The following is a 10,044-nucleotide window of genomic DNA, read 5'->3' on the forward strand; positions in this document are numbered from 1 at the left end:
CTCGCCGGCCCGGCCGAAGGCCTCCTCGATCGAGGCCGCCGCGCGCTCGGCCGGTTCCCGCAGCGACTCCAGCGCCGCCGAAGCCTCCGCTGCCTTCAAGGGCACGGCGTCCAGCGCCGCCCCGGCCGGATCGCGGCCCACATCCCAGTCAGTCATCCGGCCAAGCCTCCGCCATCCGTTCCAGTTCCGCCCGGCCCAGCGCCCATCCTGTCGAAGACGCCGACGCCGGCTCGGTCAGCATCCGCCACTCCCTCAGCGACAGCCTCCAGAAGGCCTCGGGCGCCAGCCCCATCGCCAGGGCCAGCCGCAGCATCGCCGCCCATCCCGCCCCGGCCTCGCTCATGCCGCCGCCGCAAAGGCCGCCGCCACGGCCTCGGCCGCCGCGCGCGGATCGATCGGCGCCGTGGCCACCGTCTCGGCCAGTTCCACCTCGCCGCCGCCCCGCAGCACCGCGGCCAGCACCACCGTCAGGTCCGTCGCCGACGGCGCCTTCATCCGTCCGGCCAGGTCGCCGATGCCCTGCAGACCCAGCCCCGCCTCGATCTCCGCCAGCGCCCCCAGGGTCAGGCACAGCCGTCGCTCCCGCCCGGCCAGCACCGCCACGGCCTCGCCCCGCGCCCGGTTCGCGCTCAAAGCCCCCAGGGTCAAAGCGCGGTAAACCCGACTTCGCCGGCGCTGGCCAGGCTCAGGGCGAAGCTCGCCTCGCCTTCATGCTCGCCCGCATATTCCAGCGCCGTCACCAGGAACGGTCCTTCCAGCACGCCGAAGTCGGGCACGATCAGCCGCCAGCGCCGCGCTTCCTGTCCGAAGAAGACCTCGCGGATCACCGCGTCCGAGGCCGCATCGCGAAACACCCCTTGGCCCGACACCGCCGCCGACCGCACCCCAACCCCGGCCAGCAGCTCGCGCCACCTTCCGGCGCTGTCGCCGTCGGTCACGTCCACGGTCCTCGCGTTCAGCGAAATCGTCCGCGCCCTCAGCCCCGCCACCGTGGCGAACGCCTCTGGCGATCCTCCGTCGCCGATCTTCAGCAACAGGTCCTTCCCGCGTTGTGCGGCCATTTCGATCTCCTTGAATGTTCAGCGACGAGGGACGAACGGCGAGCCGCTCATCACTCGCCGCTCTCTTCAGTCACCGCCCGAACCCGCATCACGCCCCAGGTCCGCCGCAGGTCCGAGGTCCTGAACACGTCGCTGAACGTCACCGCCAGACTGACCGTCCGCACCCCGTCCGCCTCGACCGTCGCCCCGTCCAGCGCCGCCCGCACCGCCGCGCAGATCGCCTTGGCCTCTTCCGTCCCGCCGAAGCGAGACGCACACGACAGGGTGAGCCGATGCTCGACGCCGCATCCCTCCGCCGCAACCGGCCGGCTCTCGCTGCGCCCGATCAGCAGGTAAGGAAAGCCCGGGCCTTCGGGCGCCTGGTCCCAGATACGCGCCGGCTGCCCCAGCAGGGCCTTCACCGTCGCATCATCCCCCAACCGCGCAATCAACCCCCGCGCCAGGGCGTTCTCATGCCCGCTCATCGCGCCGCCTCCAGACCGATCTCGACCCAACCGAACCGCACGTGCTCCACCGCCCGAATGCGCCAGTCCCCACCGCCGAACCGCAACACCCGCCCGACCGTCAGCCGCCCGTCCTCGCGCGCCTCCAAGGTCCGCCGGGCCGTCGAATGCGCCCGATCCGCCACCACCCGCTCGCGCTCGGATGCCGACTTCGGCCTCAGCCACACCAGCCCCAGCGGCAGATAGGTCGTGGACCGCCCGCCATAGGGGGTCTCGGCCACCACCGGCTCCAGCAGCTCGGCCAGGATCTTCGGCGGCCCGCTCACAGCCGCGCCTCCCGGTAGGGGGCGATCCAGGCCTCGACCGGCTTGATCGCCATCTCCGGGTCGCCGCGTTCATAGGCGCGCAACGCCAGCATCAGGATCGCCAGCCTCAGCGGCGCCGCAGAGGTCGAGGTCAGGCCGATCCCGACCTCCCCCTCCACCCGCGCCCGGGCCGCGTCAATCAGCGTCTGAATCAGCCCGTCCTCGGCCTCATGGCCCACGCGCAGGAACAGCTTCGCTTCCGCCAGAGAGACGGGTGCGGTCATGGAGTTCTCGCTTTGCTCGATAGTGGCGAGTGACCGGTGGCGAGTGGCGAGATCGCCAACCAGGCCACCGCTCCCGCCGGATCAACACCGTCAGTGGCGAGCGGTATTCACTCGCCACTCGCCACTGACCACTCGTCACCGCGCGACTACGTCGCGCTGAACTTCATCACCTTGATCGCGTCGAAGTTCTGCACCCCGCCGCCCACACGCTTGGTCGTGTAGAACAGCACATAGGGCTTGGCCGAATAGGGGTCGCGCAGCACCCGCACCCCGGCCCGGTCGACGATCAGATAGCCCCGCTGGAAATCGCCGAAGGCGATCGCCGCCGCATTGGCCGCGATGTCCGGCATGGTCTCGATCTCGGTGACCGGATAGCCCAGCAGACTGGCCGTCTCGCCCGGCCGCGACGCCGGCTGCCAGATGTAGTTCCCGTCCGCGTCCTTGAACTTCCGCACCGTCGAGACCGTGCGCCGGTTCATCACGAACCGCCCGTTCGGCCGGTACTGGGCCTTGGGCGCATAGATCAGATCGATCAGCCGGTCCGCCGGATTCGTCGAGGCGAAGGCGCCGGCCGCGCCCGAGGCCACATAGCCGATCTCGCCCCATTCCTGATCGGCGTCGGCGACGATGTCATAGGCCAGGAAGCCCTTGGGCATGTTGGTCCCGTTCCCGTTGACGAAGGCGTCCGTCTCCTGCGCCGCGAAGGCGTCCTCGACCTCGGCCGCCAGCCATTCGTCCAGGTTGATCAGGGCGTCGTCCAGCAGGTTCTGGGTCGCCGCCGGATTGGCGTAGAGATCGGCCGCCGGAAACTCCAGCAGGGCCAGGGTCGCCGGATCGGTCTCCGGCCGCGCCGCCGTCTCCGCCACCCAGCCCGAGGCCACGCCGGCCGTCGAGACGGGCTTCCTGAACACGCCTGCCCCCACGGTCCGCACCGTGGCGATCTCGCGCATCGGACTGACCGCCATCAGCCGCCGCTCGATGGCCCGCTCCGTCTCCGGCGGCACGACATAGCCGCCCGACGTCGGCGCCGCCGACAGCCCCGCCTTCAGCTCCAGACCGAACCCGGCCCCCGTGCGGATATACCCGTCGAACGCGGCTTTCACCTCCACATCCGCGTAGGCGGATGGGGAGGACAGGTCGGCCCTGGCCGACCCGGAGGGGGCGAGACCACCGCCGACCGAGGGCCGCCGCGCCTCCGACATCACCCGGTCCAGCCGCGCCTGCGCCTGGCTCACCGCCTGGTCAATGCGCGCCACCTTCTCCTCCAGCAGAGCGTCGGCCGAACTCTTGCGCTCGATCTCGTCCAGCCGGGCGTCGTTCGCTCCTTTGAACGCCTCGAACGCCGCCATCATCTCATGCATGGCGGCGCGCGCTTCCGGCGAGGCGGAAGCCTGTTTGGTCTCTTTCATCATGTCTCCGTTTGAGAAACCGCCCATCGCGGTTAGGGTCGGGTCGTGCCTCAGCTCGCCCGAAATTCATCATCGTCCGCCCAGCCCGGAGGCCCGGCATGACTCTCAAGAGCGCGAGCCGACCCGAGACGACGACCCGCTTCACCCGGCTCGAGACGGCCGTCATGGCCGCCCTGGCCCAGGACCTGCGCGGCAGGGTCCCCGATCTGGCCCGCCAATTCGCGACGGCCCGTCCCGAGCGACGTCGCAACACCGCCTTCGGCGCCTACACCGGCATGACGGGCGACCGGCCCCGGTCCGGCGCCGAGGTCGGCCTCACCGGCCGCTTCGGGACGGTCCACGCCATGATCCCCGGCCTGTCGGAAGCCGTCGCCTTCCAGGTCGAACTCCTCAACGGGCGCCTCTTCGCCCTCCACGCCGACAGCTACGGCCAGGACACGCGCGGCATCGACTTCGCCGCCGCCCATCCGACCGAGATCTTCACCCTCGACGAGGCGGGTCGCTCCATCCCGTGGTCGCCGACCCCGAATGCGTCGGAAACCTCGCCTCGCCCGACCGTGCGTCCCGCCGTAGCAACGCCCCGAACGACGCCTCCGACCGTCTTTGTCCAGCCCCCGACGAAGGCTTCCAGCGCGCCTTCGCGCACCGCAGCCGCCCCGCAGCGCACCCAGGACAATCGCCCTCCAACATCTTCCGCCTCAATGGCGAACGTCGTGTTCGGCAAGCCCACGGTGTCGAACTTCGAGGACATCCCCGCCCCTGAGGATCAGAAGTCTCTGCTGCTCGGCCTCTGGGTCGCCATCGGCGCCGTGGCCATCCTGGCCACGATGCTGTTCGACGTCCCCTTCCCGATCGCCCTGTTCCTGGCCTTCTTCGCCGGTCGCGCCGTCAGAAACCCCAAGGTCCTCGCCGTCATCGCCGCCCTGCTGAAACAGGCGCAGGAACAGCAAGCGCTCAACGCGACGAAACGCTGAACCGCGCGCCCGGCAGCATCGGAAACGTCACCAGCGACACCTCGCACAGCTCAACCCGGCTCAGCACCCGCAGCCGCCCCTCGCGTCGCGCCGCCGCCGTGCGAAATCCGATCGACAGCCCGTCCAGCGCCCCGGCCCGGCTCAGCGCCGCCGCATAGCGGGCCTCTGCCGACCAGTCCTCGATCCGCCCGCGCACGAACAGGCCGCGCTCGTCCTCGACCATCTCGTCCCAGACCCCGACCACGGCCCGGCTCTCATGCTGGTGCAGCATCCGCACCCCCGAGACCCCGCACCGCGCCAGACTGTCGGCGAACGCCCCCCGCGCCACCACATCCCCGTTCAGATCCGCCACGCCCCACAGGGAGGCGTAGCCCTGGATGCGCAGTGGCAAGTGGCGGGTGGCGAGTGGCGAGTGATCCGCGGTGACTTGAACGCCGTCGCCAGACGCGTGTCGCTTGCTCTCGATCCTGTCCGCCGCGCGATCCCCCTCGCCACTCGCCACTAACCACTCGCCACTCACTTCACCCCCTCCAGCCGCCGCTCGATCCGCTCGACCGCCGCCCGCGTCGCGATGCCCTGTTCCTCCAGCCGCGCCAGCCGTTCGACCACCTCACCCTGCGACCCTGCCCCGGCCTCCAGCGCCCCGATCCGCGCCGAGGCCGCCCCGGCCCAGATGAGGGCCCCGACCGTCTGCACGATGAGGGCCGCGACCACCGCCGGCGGGATCCGTTTCCAGTCGTCGCTCATCCCTCGACCCCCGCCATCCGCCGCCGTTCCTCGTCGGTCAGGAAGCCCGCGGCCCCCAGACGAGTCCACAGGGCGTCGCGCTCAGCCTGCAGGGCCGGAACCGTCTCCAGATCGGGCTCGATCAGGATGTCGCCATACCTCTGCCCCAGCCATCCGGTCAGGGCGCCGGCCGTCTTCCTGACCAGCGGAACCACCGTCGCCCGCCAGAAGGCCGCATTGGCCTCGCGATAGTTGGCGTAGGTCGCGTCGCCAGGAATCCCCAGCAGCTGCGGCGGCACCCCGAAGGCCAGGGCGATCTCCCGCGCCGCCGCATGCTTGCCCTCGATGAAGTTCATCTCCGCCGGCGACAGACTCATCGGCTTCCAGTCCAGCCCGCCCTCCAGCAACAGGGGTCGTCCGGCGTTGGCCGCCCCCGAATGGCTGGCCGCCAGCTCGGCCTTCAGCGTCTCGAACTGTTCCGCCGTCAACCGCTCCCCATCCCGCGCGCCGTAAACCAGCGCCCCCGACGGACGCGCCGCATTCGACAACAGCGCCATGTTCCAGGCGCCCGAGGCGTTGTGCACATCGATCGCGAAGGCCGCAGCCTCCAGCGGCGAAAGGCCATAGTGGTCGTCCGTCGGGTGAAACAGCTTCAACTGCATCACCGGCGCCCAGCCGTCCGCCTCCCGCCCGATCCGAACCGTCCGGCCATCGACCGTATAGTCCCAGGCCTCGGCCCAGCCGCCTGATCCCGGGACCACCTTCACCCGGTCCGGCCTCAGGCTCCACAGTTCCTCCGGCGCCGGCTCCCCCGCCTCGCCTATGGCCTCGACATAGGCGTTGCCCGCCGTCTGCAGGGCCGCATAGACCCCCTCCAGCCATTCCGCCCCCGACTGCTCGGGATTGGGCTTGGCCAGCAGCCGCGCCACCGCATGGTCGTCGGTCCGCACCCCGCCTTCGAACACCGCCAGCCGCGTCGAGGCCGCCGCCTCGGCGATCATCCGCACGCAGCGATAAACCACCGGATTCTTCGCGAACCCCTCGCTGGCCAGATGGGCATAGTCGCGCGGCGTCCAGCGCGGCCGCCCCGCCCCCTGCAGGGCGATCAGCGGCCCCGTCCGACTGGCCTTCGCCTCCGGCGACTGCCGCTCCCGTCGCATCCACCGCATCCAGGCCACATGCCCTCCTTCCTCGCCCGACGACGCCGGGACGGATCAACTCGAAATCTCTGGAACCCAATCCCTAGAGGGCGCGCAGCCGCGGCGCCCCGCGCCCCGTCAGCAGCAGATGGCCCACGGCCCAGACCAGGGCATCGGCCCGGTCCGGGCTCCGCCCGAAGGTCGGATCGCCGAACCCCATCAGCTCCTCCTCCAGCTCGGGAAAGGCGCCGCAGTGGACCACCCGCCCCTGCTCATAGAGGGCCGCCACCGGCTCGGCCCGCACCCGCTTGGAGGCCGAGGCATGCACCGGCTTCACCCGCGCCCCGCACCTCGCCATGGTCAGCAACTGCTCGACCATCTGACCGCCCTGGTTGGTCTCGGCCACCACCCATTCGGCCTCATGCACCGCCGCCAGTTCCGCCACCCGCGCAGCCCAAGCCGAGGGCGACCGCCCCTTCAAGGTCTCGTCCGCCAGCACATAGGCCGTGCCGCCGCGCCGTCCGACCACCACGATCCCGCAGGCGTCCCCGCCCGCCGTGGTGGACGGGTCCAGGCCGATCACGACCGTCTCGAGGTCTTCCGGCGCCCGCCCTCTCGCCCGCGCCAGCATCTCGTGCGTCCACAGGCCGCCGTCCAGATCGAGCACCTGCCCGTCCAGTTCCTGCGCCTCCAGCCGTGTGCCGCCGTAAAGCGTCTTCAGTCCCGCCCGGAACCCGGCCGACAGATTGTCCTCGTTCTCCGCCGTCGTCGCGCGCGTCGTCACCGCCGACGGCTCGGCCATCAGGGTTCTCAGGGCGGCTTGCGGCTTGGGCGTCGTCGTCACCGCCAGACGCGGATCGTCGCCCAGCCTCAACCCCATTCTCAGCATGGCCAGGACCTCGCCCGGCTTCCTCCAGGCGCAGAATTCATCGGCCCAGGCGTCGTGAAACTGCGGTCCCCTCAGGCTCTCCGGGTCTTCCGCCGAAAAGGCCTGGGCCACCGCCCCATTGGGCCAGACCAGCCGCCGCCTTGAAACCTCATAGACCGGCCTGCGCCCCGCCGGCGCGATCGCCCGCAGGCCCGACGGTCCGTCGATCATCACCTCGCGCACATCGTGCAGGGTCGGACCCACCAGGGCCAGCCGCCGCCCGGCCTGCGCCCGCATCGTCAACCACTCCGCGCCCGCGCGGGTCTTGCCCGCCCCGCGTCCGCCCAGAAACAGCCAGGTCGCCCAGTCGCCCTCAGGCGGTCTCTGAGAATGCCGCGACCACAGCCTCCAGTCCGTCTCCATCAGGCGCAAGCCCGCCACAGGCAGGGCAGCGGACAGCGCCCTTCTGCTCGAGCTCGGCAGCGAGCCCATCAAGACGGGCAAGGATCCGGTCCCTGAGCGCCTGTTCTTCCGCCGCATCCATGGGTCCATCCTCGTCCTTCGGACCCGCGGCCGCGGGCCTCAAGTCGCTCAGGGCATGGCGCGCCTTGACCACGGACAGAACCGCCTTCGCCCGGCGGTCCAGTTCCTCAAGGGCCACATCGTCCTGAAGTTCGCCTTCCAGCCGATCCAGCAGGGCTTCCAGCGCCTCCGCCCGTTCAGACAGGGCCCGTTTCGACACGTCCCGCCCCGTCCCGGCCGCTCCGCCTCTTCTCGCCATTCGCAAACTATAGCGGACCAGCGCCCATAGGCGGGTTCATCGTGGCGACAATCGGAAATCCCCTGACGGATCAAGGCATCGACCCGCCCAGCCATCATGGGAAGCGGCGCCAGCCCAACAGAGGCGTCACACCCCGCGTTCGATGTCCCACTCCGGCGCCTCATGGGCGACCGCATCTTCCGGATTTTCGAGATCGAGCTCCGAGATCGTCTGTCCCCGCACCGACACCCCCGCCCTGTGCACGCTCTCTGGATCGCCGGACACGAGCGGATGCCAGTCCGCCAGCCCACGCCCCTCGTTCAGCCGCCGGTATCCGCACGACTTCGGCATCCACGCCAGGGCGTCGATATTGTGAGGCGTCAGCTTGATGCAGTCTGGGACCTGCTTCTTGCGGTTTGGATAGTCGGTGCAGGTGCAGCGATCCGGATCGAACAGCTTGCAGTGCACCTTGGTGGCGAACACCTCGCCGGTGTCCTCGTCCTCGAACCGGATCAGACAGCACAGACCGCAGCCGTCGCAGACGCTCTCCCACTCGGCGCGGGTCATCTGCTCCAGACGCTTGGTCTGCCAGAAGGGCTTGGTGCTCGGGGTCTGACGCTTTACATCCACGCCTCCCCATAGCCTCCCCGGCTCACGAAAGCACCCATGGCCGCTCGCCCGCCCCTCGTCGCCCTCAAGGACGTCCGCCTCCAGGACGGCCAGCGCCCCCTGTTCGACGGCGTCGACCTCGCCATTGAGCCGCGCACCCGCTCCTGCCTCGTCGGTCGCAACGGCGCCGGCAAATCCACCCTTATGAAGGTGGTCATGGGGTTGATCGAGCCCGACAGCGGAACCCGCTCGATCAACGGGGCGGTCAGGTTCGCCTATGTGCCCCAGGAGCCGCTGATCGCCGGCGACACTCTCCTGGACTACGCCACCTCCAACGACGCCGAGCACTGGACGGCGGAATCCTGGCTCGAAACCTTCGGCATGGATCCGAACAAGTCGACCCAGGGCCTGTCGGGCGGCGAGATCCGCCGCGCCGCCCTGGCCAAGGCCTTCGCCGAGGAGCCCGACCTGCTCCTGCTCGACGAGCCGACCAACCACATGGACATTCTGGCGATCGAGCTGCTGGAGAAAGAGATCATCGCCGCCCGCTGCGCCGCCCTGATCGTCTCCCACGATCGCGCCTTCCTGAACCGCGTCACCCAGTCCTGCCACTGGCTCGACAACCGTCAGGTGCGCACCCTGAACAAGGGCTTCGACGCCTTCGACGAATGGGCCGCCAAGACGATGGAAGAGGAGGCCAGCGCCTTCCAGAAACTGACCAAGACCATCGAGCGCGAGACCGCGACCTTCTACTCCTCGATCACCGCCCGCCGCAGCCGCAACGAGGGCCGCGCCCGCAATCTGGAGGCCCTGCGCGCCGCCCGCGCCGAGGCCGCCCGCGACCGTCCGCGCGAGATGCAACTCGGCGTCGATTCCGGCGGCACGTCCGGGAAACTGGTCGCCGACCTGAAGGGCGTCACCAAGTCGTTCGGCGACCGGGTCGTCATCAAGCCCTTCACCAGCCGCATCATCCGCGGCGACCGTCTGGCCATCGTCGGCCCGAACGGCGCCGGCAAGACCACCCTGGTCAAGATCATGCTGGGCGAGCTCGAGCCCACCGCCGGCACAGTGAAACTCGGCGCCAGTCTCGAGACCGTCTATCTCGACCAGTCCCGCGACGGTCTGCGCTCCGACATGACCCTTTGGGACGCCCTGACGCCCGGCGGCGGCGACTCCATCCTCGTGCGCGGCGTGTCCAAACACGTCGCCGCCTACGCCAAGGACTTCCTCTTCACCGAGGCCCAGCTGCGCCAGCCGATCTCGACCCTGTCGGGCGGCGAGCGCAACCGCCTGCTGCTGGCCCTGGCCCTCGCCAAGCCCGCCAACATGCTGGTCCTCGACGAGCCGACCAACGATCTGGACATGGATACGCTCGACAAGCTCGAGGAGCTGCTCGAACAGTACGACGGCACCCTGATCCTGGTCAGCCACGACCGCGACTTCGTCGATCGCCTCGCCACCTCGAC

Annotated in this window: 15 protein-coding genes and 1 pseudogene; 2 read left to right on the forward strand and 14 right to left on the reverse strand. The window is 70.0% G+C overall.

The features are described from left to right. From ACT6QK_RS13850 to ACT6QK_RS13885, 8 genes and pseudogenes are all read right to left on the reverse strand, one after another. A pseudogene (locus tag ACT6QK_RS13850) lies at positions 1-156 on the reverse strand (phage tail tape measure protein); the annotation flags it as partial. Beyond that, positions 149-343 (reverse strand): phage tail assembly chaperone, encoded by a 195-nt coding sequence (locus tag ACT6QK_RS13855; RefSeq protein WP_444598410.1) that lies wholly within the window; start codon positions 341-343, stop codon positions 149-151. The pseudogene ACT6QK_RS13850 and the gene ACT6QK_RS13855, both read right to left, overlap by 8 nt. Then, positions 340-633, reverse strand: a complete 294-nt coding sequence (locus ACT6QK_RS13860; protein ID WP_444598411.1) for a GTA-gp10 family protein — start codon at positions 631-633, stop codon at positions 340-342. Before ACT6QK_RS13860 ends, ACT6QK_RS13855 begins: the two co-directional genes overlap by 4 nt. Before the next feature lie 11 nt (positions 634-644). Further along, complete coding sequence (locus ACT6QK_RS13865; protein WP_444598412.1) at positions 645-1,061, reverse strand: phage major tail protein, TP901-1 family; 417 nt, start codon at positions 1,059-1,061, stop codon at positions 645-647. Positions 1,062-1,111: 50 nt separating this feature from the next. Beyond that, positions 1,112-1,525, reverse strand: coding sequence for a DUF3168 domain-containing protein (locus ACT6QK_RS13870; protein ID WP_444598413.1), 414 nt, complete (start codon positions 1,523-1,525; stop codon positions 1,112-1,114). Then, positions 1,522-1,830 (reverse strand): phage head-tail adapter protein, encoded by a 309-nt coding sequence (locus tag ACT6QK_RS13875; protein WP_444598414.1) that lies wholly within the window; start codon positions 1,828-1,830, stop codon positions 1,522-1,524. The genes ACT6QK_RS13870 and ACT6QK_RS13875 overlap by 4 nt, the downstream gene beginning before the upstream one ends. Next, entirely contained in the window at positions 1,827-2,093 is a 267-nt protein-coding gene (locus ACT6QK_RS13880; protein ID WP_444598415.1) for a head-tail connector protein, read from the reverse strand. Before ACT6QK_RS13880 ends, ACT6QK_RS13875 begins: the two co-directional genes overlap by 4 nt. Before the next feature lie 146 nt (positions 2,094-2,239). Further along, positions 2,240-3,502 carry a phage major capsid protein gene (locus ACT6QK_RS13885; protein ID WP_444598416.1) on the reverse strand — a complete coding sequence of 421 codons (1,263 nt, stop codon included), beginning with the start codon at positions 3,500-3,502 and terminating at the stop codon, positions 2,240-2,242. 98 nt (positions 3,503-3,600) lie between these two features. Between ACT6QK_RS13885 and ACT6QK_RS13890 the strand changes: the two genes are divergently transcribed. After that, positions 3,601-4,476 (forward strand): hypothetical protein, encoded by an 876-nt coding sequence (locus ACT6QK_RS13890; protein ID WP_444598417.1) that lies wholly within the window; start codon positions 3,601-3,603, stop codon positions 4,474-4,476. Here the strand turns inward: ACT6QK_RS13890 and ACT6QK_RS13895 are convergent. The 6 genes from ACT6QK_RS13895 to ACT6QK_RS13920 form a co-directional block, all read right to left on the reverse strand. After that, a complete protein-coding gene (locus ACT6QK_RS13895) occupies positions 4,457-4,867 on the reverse strand; it encodes an HK97 family phage prohead protease (protein ID WP_444598418.1) in 411 nt (136 codons plus the stop codon). The two genes, ACT6QK_RS13890 and ACT6QK_RS13895, sit on opposite strands and share 20 nt — an antisense overlap. 125 nt (positions 4,868-4,992) lie before the next feature. Then, positions 4,993-5,223: a hypothetical protein gene (locus tag ACT6QK_RS13900; RefSeq protein WP_444598419.1), complete on the reverse strand. Its 231-nt coding sequence runs from the start codon at positions 5,221-5,223 to the stop codon at positions 4,993-4,995. Next, complete coding sequence (locus ACT6QK_RS13905) at positions 5,220-6,362, reverse strand: phage portal protein (protein ID WP_444598420.1); 1,143 nt, start codon at positions 6,360-6,362, stop codon at positions 5,220-5,222. The genes ACT6QK_RS13900 and ACT6QK_RS13905 overlap by 4 nt, the downstream gene beginning before the upstream one ends. 82 nt (positions 6,363-6,444) lie before the next feature. Beyond that, a complete protein-coding gene (locus tag ACT6QK_RS13910; protein WP_444598421.1) occupies positions 6,445-7,632 on the reverse strand; it encodes a DNA-packaging protein in 1,188 nt (395 codons plus the stop codon). After that, positions 7,583-7,990: a hypothetical protein gene (locus tag ACT6QK_RS13915; protein ID WP_444598422.1), complete on the reverse strand. Its 408-nt coding sequence runs from the start codon at positions 7,988-7,990 to the stop codon at positions 7,583-7,585. Before ACT6QK_RS13915 ends, ACT6QK_RS13910 begins: the two co-directional genes overlap by 50 nt. 126 nt (positions 7,991-8,116) lie before the next feature. Beyond that, complete coding sequence (locus ACT6QK_RS13920) at positions 8,117-8,599, reverse strand: YcgN family cysteine cluster protein (RefSeq protein ID WP_444598423.1); 483 nt, start codon at positions 8,597-8,599, stop codon at positions 8,117-8,119. Between the two features lie 36 nt (positions 8,600-8,635). Between ACT6QK_RS13920 and ACT6QK_RS13925 the strand changes: the two genes are divergently transcribed. Further along, on the forward strand, positions 8,636-10,044 hold a 1,409-nt coding region (locus tag ACT6QK_RS13925), incomplete at its 3' end, for an ABC-F family ATP-binding cassette domain-containing protein (protein ID WP_444598424.1).

Source organism: Brevundimonas sp., from assembly GCF_052436175.1.
GTDB lineage: Bacteria > Pseudomonadota > Alphaproteobacteria > Caulobacterales > Caulobacteraceae > Brevundimonas.